This is a genomic window from Streptomyces sp. NPDC054961 (assembly GCF_053609145.1).
In genome coordinates this window covers 55,222-79,618 of record NZ_JBSGWY010000012.1, presented here as the reverse complement: position 1 = coordinate 79,618, position 24,397 = coordinate 55,222, and the positions used below count along the sequence as shown (strand labels likewise).

The following is a 24,397-nucleotide window of genomic DNA, read 5'->3' as shown; positions in this document are numbered from 1 at the left end:
TACTAGCGCTGGTCAGTTGACGGGGGAGGACTTAAGGTGCCGCCCGTGCGAGATCACGTGCGGGTCGTGGTGCAGGGGAGGGGCCGGCGTTCGCGCCGGGCCGGTCTCGCGGGGGTGCTGTGGGCGGCCGGGGAACTGGCCGTGACCCTCGGCGTGGTGGTGTTGTTGCTCGTGGTGCACCAGGTGTGGTGGACCAACCGGCAGGCCCTCGCGGCGGCGCACGAACAGGTGACGGACCTGGAGGGCGCGTGGGCGGCCCTCGGACCGGAGCCGGAGCCGGAGCCGAGCGCGGGTGCGGGTGCCGGTGTCGACGCCACGCCCACGCCGGACCCCGCCGTGACGCCCGAGGACGCGTCGGCCGCGCCCGACGAGAGCCCTGCCGGCCGGTCTCCGGGCCCCGTGCGCAAGCCGTCGGTGCAGGAGGCGGCGTACGGGGTCCTGCGCATTCCCCGTCTCGGCGTCGTCGTGCCCGTCGCGCAGGGGGTGGACAAGCGGTCGGTGCTGGACAAGGGGTACGCCGGTCACTACGTCGGGACCGCGCAGCCCGGGGCGGAGGGCAACTTCGCGCTCGCGGGGCACCGGAACACGCACGGAGAACCCTTCCGCCACATCAACCGGCTGAGGACCGGGGACGAGCTGATCGTCGAGGTGAGGGGGAAGCGGTTCGTGTACGTCGTGGGCAAGACCTTGAGCGAGACGACCGAACGCGATACCGGGGTGATCGCGCCCGTCCCGCGCAGCATCGTCAAACCGGACTACGGCTACGACGAGCCCGGCGCGTACATCACGCTCACCACGTGCACGCCCGAGTACACGTCCAAGTACCGGCTCGTGGTGTGGGGGACGCTCAAGCGTTGACGAGGGAGACGGGCGGTCCGGCGGGGAGGTGCCGGCACGTGATCCACAGCCCTGCCCGTTGTCGGCGGGGGCGGCTAGGATCGGTCTCGAGTTCGACTTCGCATTCGACTTCGGTTCGGGTTCGATGTGGACTCCTCGTCGTGGTTGAGCTGGAGTCGTAGCGGGTTCTGGAGCGGGAAGGGGCGGGTCACATGGCAGGGCGCAGCAGTCTTCGTCCCGCGCGCTTCGCGCCGCCTGCCGCCGGGGGCTCCTCGCGGCTCGTCGCCCGGCTGCTGTCCGTGCTCGTGCCGCTCGTCCTGCTCGCCGGATTCCTCGGGCTGTTCGCCGGTGAGGGCGGGCTCGGAGCGGTCGTGGTCGCCCTGGCGGCCACCCTCGCCGTGGGCGCCTCGGCCATGGCCGCGCGGCTCGTCCGACCCGTGCCGCCGCACCGAATACGCACCGCGATCCGTGATCGTGAGCAGCGCACGGCGTTCCTGCCGCAGCGCGATCCCGATGCCTCGGGCCGGTCGCGGCCCAGGGCACCCGGCCGTCCGGTCCCGACGGCCGCGTAGGGGCGCGCAGCTCCTTCCGATCCTCACGGTTCTTCCCGGTCGCTGACCGTCGACCGCTGATCGCCGATTCCGCAGATCCAGATCCAGTTCCAGATCCAATTCCGGATCCACATCCACTGGTCTGCCGAACCACCGGTCTGCTGCCCTCGGCGCTCTGCCGATCCAGAGAACCGCTGATCACTGTTGTCGCCCCTCGCGGGTCGTCACGCCGAAAACGCATCTCTTTTCGACGTTCGACGAGACCCTTCGGAGGGCCCACGTGTCCGTATTCACCCATCTTGTCGCTCTGCTGGGCCGGTTCCTGGAACCGGTGCTGGCCGAGTCAGCGACCGCTGCCGCGATCGTGTTGTTCACCGTGCTCGTGCGGCTCGCGCTGCACCCGCTGAGCCGGGCCGCCTTCCGCGGGGCGACCCCGGTGGCCGGCTGCCTGCCCGTGCTGCTGCAGTTGCCGGTGTTCTTCGTGATGTACCGGGCGTTTTCCTCGGCGGAGATCGGCGGGGCCGCCAACGAGTTGCTCGGGCACCGGCTGTTCGCCGCGCCGCTGGGGGACCGGTGGGCGGACGCGCTCGGGGAGGGCGGCCTGTTCGGGGCGCGGGGGCTGGTGTTCATCGGGCTGTTCGCCGCCATCGCGGCGGTGGCCGCGTGGAGCGCGGTGCGCGGGCGCAGGACCGCGGCGCTGGCGGCCGGCGTCGCTGCGGAAACCGCTGCTGCCGGTGTTGGGACGAAGTCCGGCGGGACGGCCGGTGCTCGTGCCGGGGCCGGGGCCGGGGCCGGTGTCGGTGGTGCCCGTGCCCGCGCCCGTGCGGGTGCTGGTGCCGGTGCCCGCGCCGGTGTCGGTGGCGCCCGTGTCGGTGCTGGTGCGGGGAGCGTGGTGACTGCCGAGCAGCAGGAGGTCATGCGCAAGCTGGGCGGCGTACTGCCCCTGCTGTCCTTCGGGACGCTGATCACGGCTGCCGTGGTGCCGCTGGCCGCCGGGCTGTACCTGGTCACCACCACCGCCTGGTCCGTGGCCGAGCGGGCGTGGCTCCAGCACCGCAAGGAGCGGGCCGGGCGGAAGACTGCCGAGACTGCCGGAGCAGGGCGTTCCAGTCTGTGAACGGGGTCTTGCGGATTAAGTCGGCATCTTGGAGGATCGACCAATCCTCCGATGGCCGCAACCCATCGGCCGGCCCAGGGCACGCCCATGGGCCGACCACCCACGACCACGGGAGAATGCCCATGAAGCTGCTGCGTGTAGGACCCGCCGGGTCGGAGCGCCCCGCGCTGCTCGACCAGGACGGGACCCTGCGGGACCTGTCCGGCCTGATCACGGATGTGGACGGCGCGCTGCTGGCCGACGACTCCGTGCTGACCCGCGTACGGGACGCGGCCGGGTCCGGTGAGCTCCCGGTGCTGGACGCCGAGGGGCTGCGGATCGGGTCCGCCGTGGGCCGCATAGGCAAGGTCGTGGGCATCGGCCTGAACTACCACGGGCACGCGGCCGAGGTCGGCGCCGAGGCGCCGGCCGAGCCGATCCTGTTCCTCAAGGCCTCCGACACCGTGGTCGGTCCCGACGACACCGTGCTGATCCCGCGCGGCAGCGTCAAGACCGACTGGGAGGCCGAACTCGGCGTCGTCATCGGCGCCACCGCCCGCTACCTGGCCTCGGCCGAGGAGGGTCTCGCGCACGTCGGCGGCTACGTGCTGGTCAACGACGTGACCGAGCGCGCCTTCCAGACCGAGCGCGGCGGCACCTGGGACAAGGGCAAGAACTGCGAGACCTTCACCCCGCTCGGCCCCTGGCTGGTCACCGCGGACGAGGTCCCGGACCCGCAGGCGCTGGACGTGAAGCTGTGGGTCAACGGCGAGCTCAAGCAGGACGGCCACACCTCGGACCAGATCTTCCCGGTGGGCGAGGTCGTCCGCTACGTCAGCCAGTTCATGACCCTGTACCCGGGCGACGTCCTCGTCACCGGCACCCCGGCCGGCGTGGCCGCCGGCCAGCCGGAGCCGAAGCCGTTCCTGCGGGCCGGTGACGTCGTGGAGCTGGAGATCGAGGGCCTCGGCCGTCAGCGCCAGGCGTTCAAGAGCGCGTAGTCCCGCCGCGCGCGGACGCGAGGGGCGGTGCCGTCATCGACGGCACCGCCCCTTTCGCGCCCTCCGGCCCTGCTCGCCCGGCCGCGCGTCCTCCGACCCTTGGTCGCCTGGCCTCCCGTCCTCGGGCCTCGGCCGTCTGGTCCTCGGGCCTGGGGCGTCTGGTTCCCGGCTCCGGTCGTCTGGTCCTTGGGCCTGGGTCGTCTGGTTCCCGGCTCCGGTCGTCCGGTCTCCGGGCCTGGGTCGTCTGGTTCCCGGGCTTCGGGCTTCGGCCGTCCGGTCCCCGGCTTCCGGCCCGGACCCTCGGCCAGGCCACCGAGCCACCGGACCGGGCGACCGGGCCGGTGGGCCTGGCCTCCGGTATGCGGACTCCCGGCCCGGTGGCCTGCCCCCGGCCGCGTGGTCGCTTGGCTCCCCGGCCGCTCGGCCGCTCGGTCGCCCGGTGGCCCGGTCGGGTGGTGTGCGGGCGGCCGGCTGGTCCGGTCGCTCGGTGGCCGGGGCGCCCGGGCGTGCCGGGGGTGTCGGCGTCCTCAGCCGAGCTCGACGGTCACCCCGGCCTGCGAGGACTTGCGCGCCGCCTCCAGTACGTCGAGGCAGTGCGCCGCCTCGAGTGCCGTGACCGGGGCCGGCCCGCCGGTGCGCAGCGCCTCGGCCACGGCCGCGTAGTACGCCGGGTAGTCGCCCGGGGCCGTCGGCACCTGGGTCCCGCCGCCGGTCAGCGGCGACTCCCCGGAGCCCAGCCGGCCCCAGAGGTGCTCGGGCTCCTCGCCCCACGTGCGCCCGGGGTCGCCGGGCCGCAGCCCGTCGCGCAGGGCGCCCTCCTGCGGGTCCAGGCCGTACTTGACGTAGCCCGCGCGGGAACCGAGCACCCGGAACCGCGGCCCCAGCTGGGCCGTGGTCGCGCTCACGTACAGGTGCGAGCGGACCCCGCTCGCGTGCGTGAGCGCGATGAAGGTGTCGTCGTCGGCCTCCGCGCCCGGGCGGCGGACGTCGGTCTCCGCGTAGACCCGTACGGCAGGCCCGAACAGCACCAGCGCCTGGTCGACGACGTGGCTGCCGAGGTCGTACAGCAGGCCGCCGATCTCCTCCGGGGCTCCGGACTCGCGCCAGCCGCCCTTGAGCTGCGGGCGCCAGCGCTCGAAGCGGGATTCGAAGCGCTGGATCTCGCCGAGCTCTCCGTCGGAGAGGAGGCGGCGCAGGGTGAGGAAGTCGTTGTCCCAGCGACGGTTCTGGAAGACGGAGAGGAAGGTCCCGGTCCGGTCCGCGAGCGCGGCCAGCTCGCGGGCCTCGGCGGCGGTCGCGGCGAGCGGCTTGTCCACGACCACCGGGATGCCGGCGGTGAGGGCGGCGGTGGCGAGCGGGACGTGCGTCTTGTTGGGGGAGGCGATGACGGCGAGGTCGAGGGTGGGGCTCTGTTCGAGCAGCTCGGTGGCGGTGGCGGCGATCCGGACGTCCGGGTAGGCCTCGCGGGCCTGGGCGGCGCGGCCCGGGTCCGAGGTGACGACGGTGTCGAGGACGAGGCCGTCGGTCGCGGACACGAGCGGGGCGTGGAAGACGGAACCGGCCAGTCCGTAGCCGACGAGTCCGACGCGGAGGGAGGTGGCGGGGGCGGTGTCGTTCATGCCGAACACTTTGGCAACAGTGTTGCCTAAGTGCAAGGAGGGTGGACAATGGGCAGGTGGACTGGGGTAGCAGGGGCAATGTGAGCGGCGTGAATCTGCCGGTGCTGCGCGGGCACAACGACGCGCTGGTACTGGACCTGCTGCGCGGCGCCGGTCTCGCCGGCCTCCCGGGCCTCGGTCGCGGTGATCTCGCCGACCGTACGGGTCTCACCCCGCAGGCCGTCAGCAAGATCACGGCGCGGCTGCGGGCGGAGGGCCTGGTGGCCGACGCGGGACGCGAGGCGTCGACGGGCGGCAAGCCGCGGACGCTGCTGAGGCTGGTGCCGGAGGCGCGGTACGCGGTCGGGGTGCACCTGGACCGCGACGAGCTGACGGCGGTACGGGTGGACCTGGCTGGTCGCGTCGTCGCCCGCTGGCGGGGCCCGCTGGACTTCGGGGCCGGTCCGGACGGGGCGGTGGAGGAGCTCGTACGGGCGGTCGCGCGGGTGGGGGACGGCGGCGCGGCCGGGCGGCCGCCGGTCCTGGGCGTCGGCGTGGCCGCGCCGGGTCCGCTGGACTGGCGGACCGGGGTGCTGGGGCGGGTGACGGGACATCCGGAATGGGAGGGGTTCCCGTTGCGGGAGGTACTGGAGGGGCGGCTCGGCCTCCCGGTACTGGTGGACAAGGACACGAACGCGGGGGTCGCGGGCGCGGGCTTCGGCGGGGTCGGCTTCGGTGGGGTCGGCTCCGGGCCGACTGGCTCCGGACCGGTTGGCTCAGGGCCGGTCGGCTCCGACGGGGCCGGACTTGGCGGGGCGGACGCCGGCGGGAGCGCCTTGGGCGAGGGCGGCCGCGGCGGTCGGGGCTTCGGCGCGGCCGGGTCCGGCGGTGCCTCCTTTGGTGCGGCCGACTCCGGTGGGGGTGGCTTCAGTGGCGGCGGCCTGGGGGGCGGCAGTTTTGGTGGGGGTGGCTTCGGTCTGGCCGTGGCGTACGTACACGTCGGCACCGGGCTGGGCGCGGGGCTCCGGCTGGGCGCCGGCGGAGAGGTGTACCGGGGACGGCGCTCCGCGGCGGGGGAGTTCGGGCATCAGGTGCTGAGGCTGGACGGGCCGCCGTGCCGGTGCGGTGGGCGCGGGTGTGCGGAGGTGCTGTGCCTGGAGGCGGTGGCCCAGGGTCGGTTGGAGGAGGCCGCGCGGATCGTGGGGGAGGCGGCGGCGAACCTGGTCGCGTTGCTGGATGTGGACCGGGTGTTGCTGGGAGGGCGCGTGGTGGAGGCCGCGCCGGGCGTGTTCCTGGACGGGGTCCGGGCGGTGGTGGGGAAGAGGTCGCTGGCCTTGCCGCTGTCCCTGGCTGACGGTGAGGGAGTGAGGGTCGACCTCGCGGAGGTCGGCGTCGCGGAGGGGGCGGCGGAACTCGTCCTCGCGCCGGTGTTCGGGCGGGGGGCGGGCTGAGCCCGGCGGACGGGCGGGCGGCACGGTGCGGGCGGCGCGGCGGTGGGCAGGGCGCGGCAGTGGTGGGCAGCGTGGCAGTGGTGGGCGTGGCGCGCTGGGGTTTCGGGCTTCCGGTGAGGTCAGGTGGGGGTGGGTTCCCGGGACCGGACGCACGGGCCGGCCGCGGGTTCCCGGGACCGGACGCACGGGTCGGTCGCTGGTTCTCGCGCCCGCAACGCACGTGACCGTGGGTTCCGGGGCCTCGGAGAGTGCCGGTCCGCGGGTTCCGGTGCCCGGAACGCCCGCGCCGCGGGTTCTTGCGCCCGGAGCGCACGTGACCATGGATTCTCGCACCCGGAACACGCGTGTCCGTGGATCCCGGTCCCGGGAGGCACGTGAGGGTGGGTTCCCGGGCCCGGAACCGGAACGCACGTATCCGTGGGTTCCCGGGGCCACGGAGAGCACAGGACCCTGGGTTCCCGAGCCCGGAACGCACATGACCGCCATATGGGGGGAATCGCGGAGGACTCGGGCGTGGTGGTGGACAAGGGGTCGCGGGCGCGTGGGAGGGTGCGGGCAGGGCCGAGGTGATGGTCACCTCGTCCGACGATCGTCCTGTCCGTCGGCGAGTAGTGAAGGTCTTCCATGCGACTGCGCAAAGCCCTTGCCCTCTCCGCCGTTCTCGCCGCCGTCGCCGCCCCCACCGCGGCCGCGGACATCGGCACCGGCGGCGGGGCCCACCCCGCCCCCGCGCTGCCCTCCCGCGTGGAGGCCGTCTGCGGCGACGGGAAGAGCCCCCAGTTCCCCATCAGTGCGCGGATCCGCGGCGGCCCGGCCGTGTACCGCGCCGGCGGTGCCCCGCAGACCTGGTACCTCGACCTCACCAACACCACCGCCACCGAGTGCACCGCCATCCACCCCGTCGTCGTGCTCACCGACACGGCCCGCGTGCTGCGCCCGGCGCATCTCCAGATGGAGTTCGACGCGAAGGCCGGCACCTTCCCCGTCAGTCTCGAGCACACCGACCGGGACGAGATCATCGCCGTCTTCGACGGCGGCGACGCCTTCGCCGGCTTCGCCGTCGGCCCCAACGGATCCCTGACCGTCACCGTCCGCCTCGCTTTCGCCGCCGACGCCCCGCACGGAGAGGTCGTCGCCGACGCCGCCCTCGTCCAGCGCAAGGGGGACGACGGCGACTGGATCGGCGAGGCCGGCGGCTACCGCTTCGACGTCCAGGGGCCCGACGCCGAAACCGGCGAGGCGGGCGCGCTGGCCCGCACCGGCCGCAGCCGCGAGGCGTGGGTGTACGGGGCCGGCGCCGCGACCGCCCTCGCCGTCGGCGGAGGGCTCGTCCTCGGAGCCCGCCGCCTGCGCGCCACCCCGTCCGCCTGAACGGAGCCGAGCACGGGAGCCGAGTCCCCCGGCCGACCTGCCCCGGCCGAACCTGCCCCGGCCGAACCTGCCCCGGCCGAACCCGCCCCGGCCGACCTGCCCCGGCCGACGTGACCCCCCGCGCCCCCGATCACCGCGCCCCGTATCCCGCCGTGCGGCCCACGTAGAGTCCGAGGGTGGAAGAACCGACCCAGTACGCGCACCACCAGCCCGGCCTGCCCGTCCGATCCGGGATCCCGGAGCACGGCCGCATCCCCAAGTACTACGCCGTCAAGGCCCGCATCGCCGGGCTGCTCGACGAGCTCGGCGAGGGGGGACCGCTGCCCACCGAGCGGGACCTCGCCGAGCGGTACGAGGTCTCCCGCGAGACCGTCCGCCAGGCCCTGCGCGAGCTGCTGCTCGAGGGCCGGCTGCGCCGCTCCGGCCGCGGGACCGTCGTCGCCGGGCCGAAGCTCGAGCAGCCGCTGTCGCTGGCCAGTTATACCGAGGGCGTACGACGCCAGGGACGCACGCCCGGCCGGCGCCTCATCGGCCTGGAGCGGTTCCCCTGCCCGGCCGACGTGGCGACGGGCATCGGCGCCGAACCGGGGGAGCCCGTCTGGCACCTGGAACGGGTGCTGCTCGCCGACGAGGAACGGGTCGGACTGGAGAGCACGTACCTCCGCGTCGCCCGCGCGCCGCGCCTCGACCTCGATTTCCAGCCGGACTCCTCCTTCTACGGCTACCTCCGCGACAGCCTCGGCATCTCCTTCGGCGAGGCCGACGAGAAGCTGGAAACGGTCCTCGCGACCCCCCGCGAGGCCCTGCTGATCGGCACGCCGCCCGCGCTCCCGATGCTGCTCATCCACCGTTTCTCGCGGGACCGGGACGGCCGGCCGCTGGAGCGGGTGCGTTCGCTCTACCGTGGCGACCGGTTCAGCTTCACGACCCGCCTGCGCCCCTCCGCGACCGAATGAACCACCACTGAAGCGCATCAATCCGACATCTCTTCATCACGAAAGCATAATGGGTCTAGTCCAAGCGTCGGGGGCTGTTCACCGGCGCGTCGCCCGCGCGATCCTCCCGGGTCACGGGCCGCCACCACCGTGGAGCACGTGAGAGTCATAGTCGTCGGAGGCGGCGTGGTCGGCACCATGCACGCCTGGCAAGCAGTCGAACGCGGCCACGAGGTCGTCCAGATCGAGCGGGAGGCCGAGGCCCGCGGCGCGTCACTGCGCAATTTCGGCCAGATCTGGGTCAGCGGACGGGCCGGGGGCGAGGAGCTCGCCACTGCCCTGCGGGCCCGTCAGCTCTGGGAGGAGATCGGGGAACGGGTGCCCGGCCTGGGCTTCCGCGCCATCGGTTCCCTCACCCCGGTCCGCAACGCCCGCGAGTTCGCCGTCGCCGAGGCGGCCGTCGTCCGCCCCGACGCCGCCGCCCGCGGCTACGCGCTGGTCACCGCCGAGGAGGCCCGGAAGATCAACCCGGCCCTGCGCGGCGCCTTCGAGGCCGCCCTGTGGTGCGAGCGCGACGCCGCCGTCGAGCCGCGCACCGCCCAACCCCACCTGCGGGAGGCCCTCAAGGCCTCCGGCCGCTACACCTTCCTCCCCGGCCGCGAAGTCCGCGAGGTCACCGGCTCCGGCCCGCGATCCGGCGCCGGCCCAAGCTCCGGCTCCGGCTCCGGCTCGGGCCCGAGCTCCGGCCCGAGCTCCCGCTCCCGCCTCGGCCCCGCCGCCGTCCGCGACGACCACGGGGACGTCCACCAGGGCGACGCCGTCGTCCTCGCCACCGGTGCCTGGCTGTCCGGACTCGTCCGCGAGCTGGTCCCCGACCTGCCGGTGCGCCGCGTCCGGTTGCAGATGATGCAGACCGCCCCCCTCGGCGAGGCCCTGACGACCTCGGTCGCCGACGCCGACAGCTTCCGCTACTACCCCGCCTACCGGAGCGGCGCCCTCGACGCGCTCAACGCCGAGCAGGCCCAGGCGCCGATCGCCGCCGCGCACAAGATGCAACTGCTGATGGTCCAGCGCCGGGACGGCGGACTGACCATCGGCGACACGCACGAGTACGAGCACCCCTTCGCGTTCGACACCCTCGAAGACCCCTACGAGCACCTCGCCGAGGTCGTCGAGTCCTTCCTGGGCCGCCCGCTGCCGAAGATCAGGCACCGCTGGGCGGGCGTGTACGCGCAGTGCACCGACACCACCCGCGTCGTCCACCGCCAGCAGGTGAGCGACGGCGTCTGGCTGGTGACCGGACCCGGCGGCCGGGGCATGACCTGCTCGCCCGCCATAGCCGAGACCACCGCGAACGAACTGGGCTGGTAAGCACGATGACCGACAACACCCCCCACGCGCCCCACAATCCCCCCACCCCCCACACCCCCGCCGCCCCCGGCAAGCTGGTCGTCCTCGACATGGCCGGCACCACCGTCGCCGACGGCGGCCTCGTCGAGCGCGCCTTCGAGCGCGCCGCCGAGCGCCTCGGGGTCGAGCCGGGCAGCGCCGACCACGGCGCGAAGCTCCAGTACGTCCGCGCCACCATGGGCGAGTCGAAGATCTCCGTCTTCCGCCACCTGTTCGGCGCCGAGGACCTCGCCCAGCGCGCCAACTCCGCCTTCGAGGAGGCCTACGGAGAGCTCGTCGACGGCGGCCTCGTCGCCCCGGTCCCCGGCGCCCGCGAGGCCATCGAGGAGCTCCGCGCGCAAGGCCGCACCGTCGTCCTGACCACCGGCTTCGCCCGCGCCACCCAGGACGCCCTCCTCGACGCCCTCGGCTGGCAGGGCCTGGCCGACCTCACCCTGTGCCCCGCCGACGCGGGCGGCCGCGGCCGCCCCTACCCGGACATGGTGCTGACCGCCTTCCTGCGCACCGGAGCCGTGGCCGACGTGCGCGAGACCGTGGTCGCCGGTGACACGGCGTACGACATGCTCAGCGGCGTCCGCTCCGGAGCCGGGATCGTGGCGGGCGTCCTCACCGGCGCCCACGACCGCGAGGCCCTGCGCTCCCACGGAGCCACCCACGTCCTCGGCTCCGTCGCCGAACTCCCCGCGCTGCTCGACCGGCAGGACCACCCGCAGGACCACGCGCAGGAGCCGCACCCGACGCGGCGCGAGCAGGAGCCCGGCGCGTGAGCGGCATCCGCTTCGACTCCGTCTGCGTCGCCTACGGCGGCCACACCGTCCTGGACCGGCTCGACCTGACCGTCGAGCCCGGCGAGGTCATGGCGCTGCTCGGACCCTCCGGATCCGGCAAGACCACCGCGCTGCGGGCCGTCGCCGGATTCGTCCGGCCCCTGTCGGGCCGGGTGCTGATCGGCGGCCGGGACGTCACCGGGCTCCCGCCCCACCAGCGCGGCATCGGCATGGTCGTCCAGCAGTACGCGCTCTTCCCGCACATGCGCGTCGCGGACAACGTCGCCTTCGGCCTCAAGGCGCGGAAGACACCCAAGGCCGAGATCCCCGGCCGGGTCGCCGAGGCCCTGGAGATGACCGGGATGGAGGCCTACGCCCGGCGCTACCCCCGCGAGCTCTCCGGCGGACAGCAGCAGCGCGTGGCCATCGCCCGCGCGCTCGCCATCCGCCCCGGGGTGCTGCTGCTGGACGAGCCGCTGTCCGCGCTCGACGCGCAGCTGCGGTCCGGGATGCTCGCCGAACTGGCCCGGCTGCACCGCGAACTGCCCGACGTGTCGATCCTCTACGTCACCCACGACCAGGTCGAGGCGCTGACCCTGGCCGACCGGATCGCCGTCATGGACCGGTCCCGCCTCCAGGACTGCGGCACCCCGCAGGAGCTCTACCGGGCCCCGCGCACCGAGTTCACCGCCTCCTTCGTCGGCAACGCCAACCTGCTGCCCGTCACCGTGGCCGCCACGGGCGCGGTCTTCGCCGGTCACCCCCTCGCGCTCGACCCGGGCCGCGCGGCCGTCGGCGCGCGCGCGACCCTGTGCGTACGCCCGCACCTGCTCGGCCTCGGCGCCGGCCCCAACGCGCTCAGCGGGACGATCACCGAGGTCCAGTGGCGCGGCTCGACCCACCGGCTCCACGTCGACATCGAGGGCCACCGCGTCACGGCGGACCTGCCCGAACTCCGGGAGACCCCGGCCCTCGGCGACCGCGTCACCCTGCACTTCGAGCCGCGCGACGCGGTCCTGCTCTCCGCGGGGGTGTCCGATGGCTGAGGCCACGGAGCGCCGCACACCCCCGCGGGCGGCCGCGGCGCCGGACCCCGAAGCTCCGGCACCGTCCCACCAGCCGGTACGGAGCCCTGCCCCGGGCGAGCCCGGTCCCCCGGCCGGAGCCCCCGACGGCTTCGCGGCGCGGGCCGCACGGGCGCCCCGTACCGTGCCCGGCTTCCTCTGGGCGATTCCTCCCGTGGCCGTGCTCGCCGTGGTCTTCCTCTACCCGCTCGCGCTGGTCGTCCAGCAGTCCCTGCGCCCCGAGAACGGCGGCGGGGCCTTCGACGCCTACGCCTCCGTCTTCGCCTCGCACTCCTTCCGCGAAGCCCTCGGCACCACGGTGTGGCTGGCCGTCGGAGCCACCATCGGCTGTCTCGTCCTCGGTTTCGCGCTCGCGCTGGTCATCGCCTTCGTCCCGTTCCCCGGGGCGCGCGCCGTCGCCAAGTTCATCGACGTCTTCCTCTCCTTCCCCTCCTTCCTCATCACCCTCGCCCTCCTCTTCCTCTACGGCACGGTCGGCATGGCCAACGGCCTGTGGAGCGAGGTCTTCGGGGCGGGGGACGGACCGTTCCACTTCCTGGCCACCCCGTGGGGCGTCCTCCTCGCGGAGATCACCTACTTCACGCCCTTCGTGATGCGCCCGCTGCTGGCCTCCTTCTCCCAACTGGACACCGCCCAGCTGGAAGTGGCCTCCTCGCTCGGAGCGAGGCCCGCCCGCGTCGTCCGGCGGGTGATCCTCCCCGAGTCCCTGCCGGCCCTCGCGGCCGGCGGCAGTCTGGTCCTCGTCATGTGCCTCAACGAGTTCGGGATCGTCCTGTTCACCGGAGCCAAGGGCGTCACCACCCTCCCGACGCTCGTCTACGGCAAGGCGATCCTCGAATCCGACTACGCGGCCGCCTGTGTGGTCGCCGTCGTCAACATCGCGATCTCCGTCGGCCTGTTCGGCCTCTACCGGGTGGTGAGCAAGCGTGCTGGTGCATAGCAGGACCGGCCGGTGGGCCGCCTGGGTCCTCTTCGGCCTCCTCTTCCTGCCCCTCTTCGCCCTGCCGCTCCTCGTGGTCGTGGCCGCGTCCTTCTCCACCCACTGGTCCGGGGCCTTCCCCTCGGGCCCGACCACCGAGAACTACGCCGCCGCGGTGCGGGGCGAATCCCTCCGGGCGCTGACGACCTCGCTGGTCACCGCCGTGGCCGCCAGCCTGCTCGCGCTCACCGTCGGCACCTGGGCCGCGCTCGCCGCGGCGCGGCTGGGCCGGCGCGCCCGGCGCGCCCTGGACGCGCTGTTCGTGCTGCCGGTCGCCGTGCCGTCCGTGGTCGTCGGCCTCGCCGTGCTCGTCGCCTTCAGCAAGCCGCCGCTGCTCCTGAACGGCACCGGCTCGATCGTGATCCTGGCGCACACGATCCTCGTCACCGCCTTCGCCCACCAGTCGGTCTCGGCCGCCCTGGCGCGTCTCGATCCCGCGTACGAGCAGGCGGCGGCCTCCCTGGGCGCCCGCCCCGCGTACGTGCTGTGGCGGGTCAGGCTCCCGCTCCTGCTGCCGTCCCTCACCGCGGCCGCCGGGCTCTGCTTCGCCCTGTCCATGGGGGAGCTGAGCGCCACGATGATGCTCTACCCGCCGGACTGGATGCCCCTGCCCGTCCGCGTGTTCACCGCCACCGACCGCGGTGCGCTCTTCAGCGGCTCCGCCGTCGCCGTGGTCCTCATGGCCACCACCCTGCTCGTCCTGCTCGCCGTCTCGCGCGTCCGCACCAGGGCCGCGTACCGCTAGCGCCGTGACCGCACCACCCCCTGGCACCGCCCCCGCACGTCCGCAAGGCCCCGCCGACTCCCTTTTCCCGTAAGGAAGTGCCATGCCCAGATTCACGCTCCCGCGCGTCACCGCCGCCGTCACCGGCAGCCTCGCACTGGCCGCCGGCCTCACCGCCTGCGGAGGGTCCGCCGCCGTCGGCTCCAAGGACGGCGCGCAGAAGACCGTCACCGTCTACAGCGCCGACGGCCTCAAGGGCGACAAGGGCGACGGCTGGTACGACAAGGTATTCGCCGACTTCACGAAGAAGACCGGCATCGAGGTCCGGTACGTCGAGGGCGGCTCGGGCGAGATGGTCCAGCGCGCCGTCCGCGAGAAGACCAACACGCAGGCCGACGTACTGATCACGCTGCCGCCCTTCATCCAGCAGGCCGGCGGCAAGGGCCTCCTCCAGGCGTACGCGCCGCAGGGCGCCGACAAGGTCAACGGCGCGAACAAGTCCGCCGACGGCACGTGGACCTCGGTCGTCAACAACTACTTCGGCTTCGTCTACAACAAGAAGGAGCTGCCCGCGGCCCCCAAGACCTGGGAAGAGCTGCTGGACGCCACGTACAAGGGCAAGCTCCAGTACTCCACCCCGGGAGTGGCCGGCGACGGCACCGCCGTGCTCGTCAAGTCGATGCACGACTTCGGCGGCAAGGAGCCGGCGATGGAGTACCTCAAGAAGCTCCAGGCCAACAACGTCGGCCCGTCCTCCTCCACCAGCAAGCTCGCGCCCAAGACGGACAAGGGCGAGCTGCTCGTCGCCAACGGCGACGTCCAGATGAACTTCGCGCAGTCCAAGTCCATGCCGAACCTGGGCATCTGGTTCCCCGCCAAGGACGGCGGCAAGCCCACCACCTTCGCCCTCCCGTACGCGGCGGGCCTTCTCGACAAGGCCCCGCACGCCGAGAACGGCAAGAAGCTCCTCGACTACCTGCTCAGCGAGGACGCGCAGAAGCTGGTCAGCGGGGTCGGCGGCGGCTTCCCGGCGCGCACGGACGTCCAGCCCACCGATGCCAACGCCGTCGAACTCACCAGGCTCATGGGCGGAGTCGAGGTCTTCGAGCCGGACTGGTCCGACATCGACAAGAACCTCACCGGCTACGTCGACGCGTGGAAGTCGGCCACCGGAAGCTGACCGGTAGCCTCCCGGCCACCCACGACCGGGACAGTGACACCGAGATAACGGGTCTGGACCGAACCCTCGTCCTCGGTCCGGCCCCGCCGTACGCCCGTACGCCCGTACGCCCGTACGCCCGCACGCGCCCCGCGCCTTCCCCACGACTACTCCCGGAGGAGTACGTGCCCACTGTCCTGTCCGGACGGACCCTCGCCGTGGCGGCCACCGCCACCGCCCTGCTCGCCACCGGCCTCGGCGCTCACGCCGCGACGGCCGGAGAAACCGCCGCCGCGGTCACGAACAAGGTGCTCGTCATCGGTATCGACGGCACGGTCCTGGACCGCGTCAAGGCCGCCGACGCCCCTCATCTGAACGGCCTGATGGCCCAGGGCCTGACCGCCCGCAGCACCCTGTACGCGAACCCGATGGCCGCCACCTCCTCGGGCCCCGGCTGGTCCACCATCGCCACCGGTGTCTGGCCCGACAAGCACGGGGTGAAGGACAACTCCTTCACCGGCAAGAACTACACGGCCCACCCGGACTTCCTCACCCGCATCGAGAACGCCAGGCCGGCGCTCAACACGTACGCGGCCGCCGACTGGGAGCCGGTCACCTCCACCGACCAGAACGGCCCGGTCTTCTCCGCCAAGGTCGACAAGAGGCTCAACCTCAAGGGCGACCGCGACGGTTACGGCAGCGAGGACCCGAAGATCGCCGCGGCCGCCTCCGCGGAGCTGCGCGACCAGAACCCCGACGCCGCCTTCGTCTACCTCGGCGAGATCGACCACGCGGGCCACACCTCCGGCGCCGCGAGCCAGGAGTACCTGAACGCCATCGCCCGCGTGGACAAGCTGGTCGGCCAGCTCCTGACCGCCGTCCAGTCGCGCCCCACCTACGGCCAGGAGAACTGGAAGATCCTGGTCACCACCGACCACGGTCACACCGACCCGGGCGGTCACGGCGGCTCCGGCATCCAGGAGCGCGGCACCTTCGTCATCGCCAAGGGCGCGGGCATTCCCGCCGGTTCGGTACGCAGCGACGTCAGGCTCGTCGACGTCGCGGCGACCGCGCTCGCCCAGGTCGGTGTCCCGGCCGGCTCCGCCGTCGACGGCATCCCGCTGGACGCCCCGGACGACGGCGACGCCTTCGACACCCTGCGCCCGGGCCTCCGGGCGCGCGTGGACGAGACGGGCATCCCGGCCGCCACCAAGGGGTTCACGCACGCCCCGCCGGCCGGCTGGTCGGTCGACAACTCCAGGATGGGCACCGGCGGTGTCTCCGAGTGGGCCGGCTGGGCCTTCGCGACGGACGAGTTCTGGAGCCAGTCGCAGCGCGACCAGTGGCGGGAGCTGAACGTCCGCTCCCGTGACGTGTTCGCCGTCGCCGACTCCGACGAGTGGGACGACAAGAGCCACACCGGCTCCTACGACTCCACCCTGATCACCCCCCAGTGGGCGGTCACCGCGGGCACCACGAGGAACCTGACCTTCCAGACGCACTACCGCCACGAGGCCGGCCAGAGCGCCCAGGTCCTGGTCTCCTACAACGGCGGTGCGCCGACGGTCGCCAAGAGCTACACCGCCGACGCGGTCGCCCAGTCCGAATCGATCGCGCTCCAGGTTCCGGCCGGCGCCACCGACGTCCAGGTCCGCTTCCGCTACAGCGGCAGCAACAACTGGTACTGGACCGTCGACAACGTCCACCTGGGCTGATCCGTGCCCTCCGGTCCGGGCCGTGGACGCCCCGCCCGTCCGCGGTCCGGCCCGGATAGGGTGGTAGAGACCAGAGGTCACCGTGGTCAGACGCCACCGAGAGCGGAGAACAGTCCAGTGGCAGAGCGCAAGCCGATCGAATCCTGGCTCACCGACATGGACGGGGTCCTCATCCACGAGGGCACCCCGATCCCCGGCGCCGCCGCCTTCATCAACCGGCTGCGCGAGTCCGGCAAGCCCTTCCTGGTGCTGACCAACAACTCGATCTACACGCCGCGCGACCTGCAGGCCCGGCTCAGCCGGATGGGTCTGGACGTCCCGGTCGAGAACATCTGGACCTCGGCGCTCGCCACCGCGAAGTTCCTCGACGACCAGCGTCCCGGCGGCACCGCGTACGTCATCGGCGAGGCCGGCCTGACCACCGCCCTGCACGACATCGGCTACGTCCTGACCGACCACGAGCCGGACTACGTGGTCCTCGGCGAGACCCGGACGTACAGCTTCGAGGCCATGACCAAGGCGGTCCGCCTGATCAACGGGGGCGCCCGCTTCATCTGCACCAACCCGGACGAGACCGGCCCCTCCACCGAGGGCCCGCTGCCCGCCACGGGCGCGGTCGCCGCGCTGATCACCAAGGCGACCGGCAAGAAGCCCTACTTCGCCGGAAAGCCCAACCCGCTGATGATGCGGACCGGCCTGAACGCCATCGGCGCGCACTCGCACACCAGCGCGATGATCGGCGACCGGATGGACACCGACATCCTGGCCGGGCTGGAGGCGGGCATGCAGACCTTCCTCGTCCTGACCGGTCTGACCTCCACCGAGGACACCGAGAAGTTCCCGTACCGGCCGACGATGACGTTCGACTCCATCGCGGACCTCGTCGACCTCGTCTGAGGCCTCCGATGAGGGCGTACGGCTGACTCGTACGGGCCAAGAGAGCGCCGCTCCGGATGCGGAGCGGCGCGTCGCGCGTGAATCTCCTTGATGAGGAGGTTCACCATGCGCACCGATCTGATCGCTCTCCGTGTCACCGGGGTGGCCGTCGCCCTGTCGGCCCTTTCCGCCGTGGCCGCACCCATCGCCCTCGCGGAGGAGGGGAACCGCGGCAGCGTCTCGGCCGACCCCAATCCGGCCGAGCCCGGGGCGCAGGTCAAACTGCGCGTCCGGGGCTGTGACGACGACTGGGCCATCGCCCAGTCCTCCGTCTTCGTCTCCGAGGTACGGCTGTCCACGGGGCGCGACGACCGGCACACCCTGTGGGGCGACGCGATGATCCGCTCCTGGGCCGAGCCCGGCCGCCACGACATCAGGGTCAAGTGCGGGGGCCACGGCGACCGCGAGTGGGGCTCGATCGAGATCGAGCGCCGCCGGGAGCACCACCCCGACCCCCACCACACGCCGGTCTGGCCGGTTCACGCGGGCGGCGGAGGCATGTCCGAGGAGATCGCCGCGAAGTCCAGGACGAACGCGGCGGAGCAGTCCAAGGCCGCCGACGTGGCCCGGGCCGCCGACGCGGCGCAGCTGGCCGCGGCGACGAAGAAGAGCCACGGGGGCGACGGCCCCGGGCTGCCGCAGACGGTGATCGGCGCCGTCCTGGCCGCCGTGGCCAGCCTGGCGGTCGCCGGCCGGGCGCTGAGCCTGCGCCGCCGCCGCAGCGGCGGGTGAGCGGCGGGTGAACGGGGAGCCGAAGGGCTCCGGCGGCTCCCGGCTGCTGACCTTCGCCGCCTGGTCGGTGCTGGTGCTCGGGCTGTGGCTGTGGGGCCGCGAGATCACCGGGGTACCCGGGGCGCTGCCCGGTCAGGCCGGTGGGCCGGCGGCCCCGGGGATGCCCTCGGCGCACGTCCCGCTGGGGCCGGCCCCGCCCGCGCGGGTCGACGTGCCGTCCATAGGCATCCAGGCCCCGGTGATCACCCGGGACCTGGACGCACAGGGAGCGATCGAGCCGCCCCCCTACGGGAACCCCGGCACGGTGGGCTGGTGGCGCGGCGGCGCACAGCCCGGCACGGCCGGGACCGCGCTGATGGTCGGCCACGTGGACACGCAGTCGAAGCCGGCGGTGTTCTACGGCCTGAGCTCGGCGAAGCCGGGCGACAAGATCCGCGTGGTGCGGGCGGACGGCTCGGTCGCGGAGTTCACGATCGAGGACGTACGGGTCCACGAGCGCGCGGGCTTCGACCCGGCCAAGGCGTACGGCCCCCGGGTGAAGGGCCGGGCGGAGCTGAGGCTCGTCACCTGCGGCGGCTCGTACGACAAGGCGGCCAAGCAGTACTCGGCGAACGTGGTCGTGTCGGCGTACCTGACGGGCGCCGGGATCCGGCCGGGAACGGCGGCGTAGACCCCGTCCGGGACGGGCGGTCCGCCCCGCCGCGGACGGAAACGAAGAAGCCCCCCGCAGCTTTCGCTGCGGGGGGCTTCTTCCGTCTGTGCGCCGCCAGGGACTCGAACCCCGGACCCGCTGATTAAGAGTCAGCTGCTCTAACCAACTGAGCTAGCGGCGCTTGGTGACAGGGAAAACTCTACCCCACCTGTAGGGGTGCTCGTGACAAGCCGCGCCCGCGCTGTCCGATTAACCCATGTTTAGGGGTTTTGTCGTGCACCATATGTCTGGGTCACCCGGATCTGACGCCTCGCCAGATGCGGTCCCGGCCGCCAGCGGACGAACAGGGAGTGACGGAACCGCATGACGATGCAGCCTCCGACGCACGTGGACGAAGTGACGCCGGCATTCCCGGCCATGCCGATGGCCGCCTTCGAGGAGTACGAGCCCGCCGGCGACTGCCCGTGCCGGGGCTGCGCCCAGCGCCGCCGCGGGCTCGCCCGTGCCCGGGCCATACCGCTGCGCGACGGCGGCCATCCGGCCGCGCGCGGCGCCCGCCGCGCGCTGGTCCTGGCCACCGCCGCGGGGGTGGTCCTCGGCGGCGGCGCGGGATCGGCGGTCGCGGCGGGCGGGCCGGGCCCCGGCGGCACGGTGTCGCTGGACGACCCGGGGCAGCCCCAGGGCAGCCGGGGGCCGCTGCATGGAGGCAAGCAGGGCACGCCCGCGAAGCCGGCGGGCCGGCCGGGAGCGCCCTCGGCGGTGAAGCGGACCGACCGGGCGACGATCATCAACCGGGCGAAGCTGTGGCTGGACGCGCAGGTCCCGTACAGCATGTCCGAGTACTGGGCGGACGGCTACCGGCAGGACTGCTCGGGCTACGTCTCGATGGCCTGGAACCTCGGTACGAACGAATGGACCGGCAGCCTCGACAAGTTCGCCACCCGGATCACGAAGGAAGAGCTGCTGCCGGGGGACATGCTGCTCTTCCACAATCCGGCCGACCCCAACAAGGGCTCGCACGTCGTGCTCTTCGGCGGATGGGGGGACGAGTCGCGGACGTACTACATCGCCTACGAGCAGACGAAGCCCACGACGCGCCGCCAGGCCACGCCCTACGGCTACTGGAGCAACGCGACCAAGTACCTCCCGTACCGCTTCAACGGGGTGAAGGGCGCCGTCGTGCCCGGGACCCCGGTCGCCGACGGGCCGGCTCCGGGCGGCACCCCGGCGGTGTCGGCCACCTTCCCCGGGGCGTCGAAGTTCGGGCCGGGCGCGGACAACGCGTACGTCGCCCAGCTCGGGCGGATGCTGTCCGACCGGGGCGGCTTCCGCTTCTACCCGCGGGGCGTCAGCACGCGGTGGACCGACGCCGACCGGCAGGCGACCCAGGCCTTCCAGCGCGCCCAGGGCTGGACCGGCGCGGACGCCGACGGCATCCCGGGCGCGCACACCTGGCGGCTGCTCGCCCAGCACCAGGGCAAGGACATCCCGCCGACGCAGGGCGCCGCACCGAACCCGCCGACGAAGGCCGGCGCACCGAACCCGCCGACGCAGGCCGGCGCTCCGGGGCCGGCCGGCAAGCCCGCCTACCCCGGCAAGGCGACCTTCCGCCCAGGGGTGTCCCACCCGTCCATCGCCGCCCTCGGCCGCCGGCTGGTGCAGAAGGGCTTCGGCGCGTCCTACACGGCCGGCCCGGGCTCCCGCTGGAGCGAGGCCGACCGCCGCAACGTCGAGGCCTTCCAGCGCGCCCAGGGCTGGCGCGGAGCCGAGGCCGACGGCTATCCGGGCCCGGAAACCTGGCGCCGGCTGTTCGCATGACGAGGGAGGCAACGATGTACCCCACGCGCACGACATCGACCACGGGCACCTTCCACCCGACGGCGCCCACGGCTCCGGCCACGGCCACCGGCCCGGACACGGCCCCGGTCGCCGCCCCGGCGCATTCGGCGGCCCGGGCGCGGGCCGTGGACCCGCTCTTCGACCCGCTCGCGGACCCGCTCCCCGAGCAGCTCGCGGACCCGTTCCTGGACCGGCTCCTGGATCCGCTCGCGGACCCGTTCCTGGAGCCGCTCCTGGTCGGGGCCGCGGGACCGGCTCATGGCCCGGCTCCCGTCCCGGTTCCGGAAGCCGGGGTCCTCGCCGCGGGCCGGGCGATGCCCGAGGTGCCGGGACAGTCTCCGGAACCCCTGGCCGCCGCGACCGGAGCGGCCTGGCCCGAGGCGCACACGCACACGCAGGCGCCGGGACCCGGGGCCGTCGCGTCCGGCCGGGCGGTCCGCGAGGCTCCCCCGGCCGCGGACGGTCTCGACTTCCTACGGGAAGCCGTGCCCGCGATGGCCGGGGCCTCGGCCGACGGCGAGAACCCGCCGGGGCGGCCCGCCCGGGCGCAGGAGCCCGCGGGCGGCGACGTACCGGTGGCGCGGGCCCGGGCCGAGGCGGGGGTGGACATCCCGCACCCCCAGGCGGAGGAGACGCACGCCGCACCCGCCGCCCCGCGCCCGCGGAACCTCGAGGCCGAGACCGCCCGCCCGCACCGGCAGGACGACGCCCGGCCGGTGTCCGCGCCGACGCGGGAGCAGCCCGCGGCGGGCGTGGCACTCCTCGCCGGCGAGGGGCCCCGGCCGCCTGCCCCGGGAGCCGGACCGGCCGGGTGGGACGAGTACCGTCCGGACCCCGTCGCCGGGTACGGGTACGGCTCCCCGGGTGAATCCGCCATGGCGGACGGTCCTTCGGCCGGGGCGGTCCGTGTCCCGGTGCTCGATGGAGCCTTCCGGCAGGCGCTCCCCGAGGGCGAACCGGCCGACGCGCGGGAGCCGTCGGTGCCCGCGCCGGCCGCTGCCGCGCCGGCCGGCCCGGGGGAGCGGACCGCACCCGCGGCGGCCGAGCCCGCGGCGACCGCACCCGTGGGGGCCGAGCCCGCCGCTGTGCGGGAGCTGCCGGTTTCCGCGCTGACCGCTGCCGAGCGCGCCGCTGGGCGCGCGGCGTCGGCGATCGCGCCGGCCGCTGCCGGGCCGGCTGATGTCCGGGAGCCTTCGCCACGGGTTCCGGCCGCTGCCGCGTGCGGCGGCGCCGGGGAGCCGTTCGCGCCCGCCCCCACGGCCCCGGCCGGGCCGCAGGACCTGTTCCGGCCGGAGCCCGCGTCCGTGCGGGCACCCGCTCACGCTCCCACCGAGGGGGACCCGGCCGGTGGGGGCATCGTGCCCGGTCCCGGTCCCGATCCCGGCATCGTGGAGGCGGTCGCGCGGGCCGTGGCGCGGATGGAGGAGGCCGATACGCAGGACCTGCCCCGCGTCGGTGCGGTGCGCGGGGTCGCGGTGAGCGAGGTGCCGGTGCACCTGCCGTTCCTGGGCGCCACCCAGCCGCACCTGTCGCAGTCGCAGTCGCAGTCGCAGTCGCAGTCGCAGTCGCAGTCGCAGGTACAGGAACGGGCACAGGCCGAGCCGCATGCCCAGTTCCTCGGCCACGGCTACGGCCAGGGCCACGACCACGGCCAGAGCCGCGGCCAGGCCCCGGGTCCGGGTCAAGCCCGGTCGCGGGGCCGGACCCAGCCCGCCGCCTCCCGCCGGGTCCCGGCCGCGGCCCGTCCCTCCCCGGGCCGCCGCGTGCCCCGGGGTGACGACCGGCTGCGCGAGCACCGCGGGCCGGTGCTGCCCGGCTGGATCGGCGTGGCCGTCGGCGGGCTCGCGCTCGCCGGCTGCACGGCCGTGCTCTGGCGGGCCGGGGCCGTCCCCGACTCCCTCGCCTTCGCCTTCGGCGTGGAAACCCGGCCCTACCGCGGCCTCCAGGCCCGGTTCTGGCCCCCGCTCGCCTTCCTCGGCATCGTCGCGCTCCTCGCGCTCGGCGGTCTGGGCCGCGGCCGCGCCGGGCACGCCTGGGTGCTGACCCTCTTCGGCCGCTACCGCGGCACCGTCCGGCGCTCCGGGCTGACCTGGATCAGTCCGCTCCTGCTGCGCCGCCGGGTCGACGTCCGGCTCCGGCACTGGCGCAGCGACCCGATGCCCGCCGTCGACTCCGGCGGGCTCGCCCTCCAGGTGGTCGTCCAGGTCGTCTGGCAGGTGAAGGACACCGCCCGCGCGACCCTGGCCGTCGCCGACCACGTGGACTACCTCGCCGAGCAAGTCGAATCGGCCATGGCCCGCGTCCTGTCCCAGCTGCCCGCCGACGCCTTCCACGACGACGCTCCGACCCTGCGCGACGCGGAGGCCGTCGGTGACGCGCTGACCCGGATGCTGGCGGCGGAGACCGAGGCCGTCGGGGTGGAGGTGTTCTCGGCGCAGCCGACCCGGATCGAGTACGCACCCGAGGTCGCGGAGGCGATGCGGCGGCGCAGGGTCGCGGCGATCGACGCCAAGCACCGGGACACGGTCCTGACCTCGGTGGTGGACGCCGTCGACGACACCGTCCACCGGCTGACCTCGCGCGGGCTCGTGGAGCTCGACGACTACGAGCGCAAGGCGCTGGTGAAGGACCTGACCGTCGCCTTCTACACGGGCCGGGCGGAGTAGCGCCCCCGCGCACGGCCTCCAGGCGCTACGGGCGCTCCAGGAGCTACGGGCGCGCAAGAGAACGGGTGGATCCGGTGGGACCGGGCCACCCGTTCTTCCGTTGGTCTGGACATGGCCAACTCCCGTCAATACTGTGGTACTTGGTCTAGACCTAACCCGTCATGAGAGTCGCGAACGAGCCGTGCCGCCACCACCGGTACGGCTCATCCCCACGCGTGCGCGCGCTCTCGCCGAACCTCCCCCCACGTCCAAGGAGCATCATGCGTTCCTTCCGCATGCCCGGATCCCGGAAAGCCGCCGCCACCGCGGTGGGCCTCGGCGTCGCCACGGCCCTCGCGCTCGTCACGGCCCCCACCGCGAGCAGTCACGGCTACACCGACACCCCCATCAGCCGCCAGAAGCTCTGCGCCAACAAGACCGTCGCCGACTGCGGGCCCATCCAGTGGGAGCCCCAGAGCGTCGAGGGCCTCAAGGGCTTCCCCGCGGCCGGTCCCGCCGACGGCCACATATGTTCGGCCAACCACGCCGAGTTCGCCCAGCTCGACGACCCGCGCGGCGGAACCTGGCCCGCCACCCCGGTGGCCAGCGGCCAGAGCTACAGCTTCCGCTGGCAGTTCACCGCGAACCACTCGACCACGGACTTCCGGTACTACGTCACCAAGAACGGCTGGAACCCCGCCAAGCCCCTGACCCGCGCCGACCTCGACCCGCAGCCCTTCCTCACGGTCGCCTACAACGGCGCCCGCCCGGCGATGACCACCGTCCACCAGGGCACCATGCCGAGCGGCAAGAGCGGCCGGCACCTGATCCTCGCCGTCTGGACGGTCAACGACACCGCGAACGCCTTCTACTCCTGCTCCGACGTTCAATTCTGACAGTACGTCAGCTATTCT

Annotated in this window: 21 protein-coding genes and 1 tRNA gene; 20 read left to right on the top strand and 2 right to left on the bottom strand. The window is 73.8% G+C overall.

Annotated features, from left to right (window positions below):
- The first annotated feature begins 45 nt into the window (after positions 1-45).
- From ACWF9Z_RS14100 to ACWF9Z_RS14085, 4 genes are all read left to right on the top strand, one after another.
- The gene (locus tag ACWF9Z_RS14100) at positions 46-858 is read left to right on the top strand and encodes a class E sortase (RefSeq protein WP_453601624.1); all 813 of its coding nucleotides are present in this window, start codon (positions 46-48) and stop codon (positions 856-858) included.
- A 191-nt stretch (positions 859-1,049) separates the two neighbouring features.
- Complete coding sequence (locus tag ACWF9Z_RS14095; protein ID WP_453601621.1) at positions 1,050-1,409, top strand: DUF6412 domain-containing protein; 360 nt, start codon at positions 1,050-1,052, stop codon at positions 1,407-1,409.
- 259 nt (positions 1,410-1,668) lie between these two features.
- Positions 1,669-2,505: a hypothetical protein gene (locus ACWF9Z_RS14090; RefSeq protein WP_453601618.1), complete on the top strand. Its 837-nt coding sequence runs from the start codon at positions 1,669-1,671 to the stop codon at positions 2,503-2,505.
- Between the two features lie 122 nt (positions 2,506-2,627).
- Complete coding sequence (locus ACWF9Z_RS14085) at positions 2,628-3,485, top strand: fumarylacetoacetate hydrolase family protein (protein ID WP_453601615.1); 858 nt, start codon at positions 2,628-2,630, stop codon at positions 3,483-3,485.
- Positions 3,486-4,012: 527 nt separating this feature from the next.
- On the opposite strand, the gene ACWF9Z_RS14080 is transcribed toward ACWF9Z_RS14085, so the two are convergent.
- The gene (locus ACWF9Z_RS14080) at positions 4,013-5,104 is read right to left on the bottom strand and encodes a Gfo/Idh/MocA family oxidoreductase (RefSeq protein WP_453601612.1); all 1,092 of its coding nucleotides are present in this window, start codon (positions 5,102-5,104) and stop codon (positions 4,013-4,015) included.
- Positions 5,105-5,184: 80 nt separating this feature from the next.
- Between ACWF9Z_RS14080 and ACWF9Z_RS14075 the strand changes: the two genes are divergently transcribed.
- The 13 genes from ACWF9Z_RS14075 to ACWF9Z_RS14015 all read left to right on the top strand — a co-directional run bounded on the left by ACWF9Z_RS14075 (position 5,185) and on the right by ACWF9Z_RS14015 (position 19,017).
- Positions 5,185-6,534 (top strand): ROK family transcriptional regulator, encoded by a 1,350-nt coding sequence (locus tag ACWF9Z_RS14075; protein ID WP_453601609.1) that lies wholly within the window; start codon positions 5,185-5,187, stop codon positions 6,532-6,534.
- 624 nt (positions 6,535-7,158) lie between these two features.
- Positions 7,159-7,905 carry a hypothetical protein gene (locus ACWF9Z_RS14070; RefSeq protein ID WP_453601606.1) on the top strand — a complete coding sequence of 249 codons (747 nt, stop codon included), beginning with the start codon at positions 7,159-7,161 and terminating at the stop codon, positions 7,903-7,905.
- Between the two features lie 176 nt (positions 7,906-8,081).
- A complete protein-coding gene (locus ACWF9Z_RS14065; protein ID WP_453601603.1) occupies positions 8,082-8,861 on the top strand; it encodes a GntR family transcriptional regulator in 780 nt (259 codons plus the stop codon).
- Between the two features lie 138 nt (positions 8,862-8,999).
- The gene (locus ACWF9Z_RS14060; protein ID WP_453601600.1) at positions 9,000-10,211 is read left to right on the top strand and encodes a TIGR03364 family FAD-dependent oxidoreductase; all 1,212 of its coding nucleotides are present in this window, start codon (positions 9,000-9,002) and stop codon (positions 10,209-10,211) included.
- Positions 10,212-10,216: 5 nt separating this feature from the next.
- Positions 10,217-11,017 carry a phosphonatase-like hydrolase gene (locus ACWF9Z_RS14055; protein ID WP_453601597.1) on the top strand — a complete coding sequence of 267 codons (801 nt, stop codon included), beginning with the start codon at positions 10,217-10,219 and terminating at the stop codon, positions 11,015-11,017.
- Complete coding sequence (locus tag ACWF9Z_RS14050; protein ID WP_453601594.1) at positions 11,014-12,063, top strand: ABC transporter ATP-binding protein; 1,050 nt, start codon at positions 11,014-11,016, stop codon at positions 12,061-12,063. The genes ACWF9Z_RS14055 and ACWF9Z_RS14050 overlap by 4 nt, the downstream gene beginning before the upstream one ends.
- Positions 12,056-13,042, top strand: coding sequence for a 2-aminoethylphosphonate ABC transporter permease subunit (locus ACWF9Z_RS14045; RefSeq protein ID WP_453601591.1), 987 nt, complete (start codon positions 12,056-12,058; stop codon positions 13,040-13,042). The genes ACWF9Z_RS14050 and ACWF9Z_RS14045 overlap by 8 nt, the downstream gene beginning before the upstream one ends.
- The gene (locus tag ACWF9Z_RS14040; protein ID WP_453601588.1) at positions 13,029-13,826 is read left to right on the top strand and encodes an ABC transporter permease; all 798 of its coding nucleotides are present in this window, start codon (positions 13,029-13,031) and stop codon (positions 13,824-13,826) included. Before ACWF9Z_RS14045 ends, ACWF9Z_RS14040 begins: the two co-directional genes overlap by 14 nt.
- A gap of 82 nt (positions 13,827-13,908) precedes the next feature.
- Positions 13,909-14,985 carry a 2-aminoethylphosphonate ABC transporter substrate-binding protein gene (locus tag ACWF9Z_RS14035; protein WP_453601585.1) on the top strand — a complete coding sequence of 359 codons (1,077 nt, stop codon included), beginning with the start codon at positions 13,909-13,911 and terminating at the stop codon, positions 14,983-14,985.
- 164 nt (positions 14,986-15,149) lie between these two features.
- Positions 15,150-16,679 carry an alkaline phosphatase family protein gene (locus ACWF9Z_RS14030; protein ID WP_453601582.1) on the top strand — a complete coding sequence of 510 codons (1,530 nt, stop codon included), beginning with the start codon at positions 15,150-15,152 and terminating at the stop codon, positions 16,677-16,679.
- A gap of 117 nt (positions 16,680-16,796) precedes the next feature.
- Positions 16,797-17,576, top strand: coding sequence for an HAD-IIA family hydrolase (locus ACWF9Z_RS14025; protein ID WP_453601579.1), 780 nt, complete (start codon positions 16,797-16,799; stop codon positions 17,574-17,576).
- A gap of 105 nt (positions 17,577-17,681) precedes the next feature.
- A complete protein-coding gene (locus tag ACWF9Z_RS14020; protein WP_453601577.1) occupies positions 17,682-18,347 on the top strand; it encodes a hypothetical protein in 666 nt (221 codons plus the stop codon).
- A gap of 7 nt (positions 18,348-18,354) precedes the next feature.
- A complete protein-coding gene (locus tag ACWF9Z_RS14015) occupies positions 18,355-19,017 on the top strand; it encodes a class F sortase (RefSeq protein ID WP_453601574.1) in 663 nt (220 codons plus the stop codon).
- Between the two features lie 89 nt (positions 19,018-19,106).
- Here ACWF9Z_RS14015 and ACWF9Z_RS14010 read toward each other — a convergent pair.
- A tRNA-Lys gene (locus tag ACWF9Z_RS14010) sits at positions 19,107-19,180 on the bottom strand.
- Positions 19,181-19,416: 236 nt separating this feature from the next.
- Between ACWF9Z_RS14010 and ACWF9Z_RS14005 the strand changes: the two genes are divergently transcribed.
- The 3 genes from ACWF9Z_RS14005 (at position 19,417) to ACWF9Z_RS13995 (ending at position 24,379) form a co-directional block, all read left to right on the top strand.
- Complete coding sequence (locus ACWF9Z_RS14005; protein WP_453601817.1) at positions 19,417-20,817, top strand: peptidoglycan-binding protein; 1,401 nt, start codon at positions 19,417-19,419, stop codon at positions 20,815-20,817.
- Between the two features lie 14 nt (positions 20,818-20,831).
- Positions 20,832-23,504, top strand: coding sequence for an SPFH domain-containing protein (locus ACWF9Z_RS14000; RefSeq protein ID WP_453601572.1), 2,673 nt, complete (start codon positions 20,832-20,834; stop codon positions 23,502-23,504).
- A 260-nt stretch (positions 23,505-23,764) separates the two neighbouring features.
- Positions 23,765-24,379, top strand: a complete 615-nt coding sequence (locus ACWF9Z_RS13995) for a lytic polysaccharide monooxygenase auxiliary activity family 9 protein (protein WP_453601570.1) — start codon at positions 23,765-23,767, stop codon at positions 24,377-24,379.
- Positions 24,380-24,397 lie beyond the last annotated feature (18 nt).

Bases quoted from the DNA above. Each gene is read 5' to 3' on its own strand.
- ACWF9Z_RS14045 (WP_453601591.1), top strand. From the start codon at position 12,056: ATGGCTGAGGCCACGGAGCGCCGCACACCCCCGCGGGCGGCCGCGGCG.
- ACWF9Z_RS14035 (WP_453601585.1), top strand. From the start codon at position 13,909: ATGCCCAGATTCACGCTCCCGCGCGTCACCGCCGCCGTCACCGGCAGC.
- ACWF9Z_RS14055 (WP_453601597.1), top strand. From the start codon at position 10,217: ATGACCGACAACACCCCCCACGCGCCCCACAATCCCCCCACCCCCCAC.
- ACWF9Z_RS14020 (WP_453601577.1), top strand. From the start codon at position 17,682: ATGCGCACCGATCTGATCGCTCTCCGTGTCACCGGGGTGGCCGTCGCC.
- ACWF9Z_RS14000 (WP_453601572.1), top strand. From the start codon at position 20,832: ATGTACCCCACGCGCACGACATCGACCACGGGCACCTTCCACCCGACG.
- ACWF9Z_RS13995 (WP_453601570.1), top strand. From the start codon at position 23,765: ATGCGTTCCTTCCGCATGCCCGGATCCCGGAAAGCCGCCGCCACCGCG.
- ACWF9Z_RS14095 (WP_453601621.1), top strand. From the start codon at position 1,050: ATGGCAGGGCGCAGCAGTCTTCGTCCCGCGCGCTTCGCGCCGCCTGCC.
- ACWF9Z_RS14070 (WP_453601606.1), top strand. From the start codon at position 7,159: ATGCGACTGCGCAAAGCCCTTGCCCTCTCCGCCGTTCTCGCCGCCGTC.
- ACWF9Z_RS14085 (WP_453601615.1), top strand. From the start codon at position 2,628: ATGAAGCTGCTGCGTGTAGGACCCGCCGGGTCGGAGCGCCCCGCGCTG.
- ACWF9Z_RS14080 (WP_453601612.1), bottom strand. From the start codon at position 5,104: ATGAACGACACCGCCCCCGCCACCTCCCTCCGCGTCGGACTCGTCGGC.
- ACWF9Z_RS14005 (WP_453601817.1), top strand. From the start codon at position 19,417: ATGCCGATGGCCGCCTTCGAGGAGTACGAGCCCGCCGGCGACTGCCCG.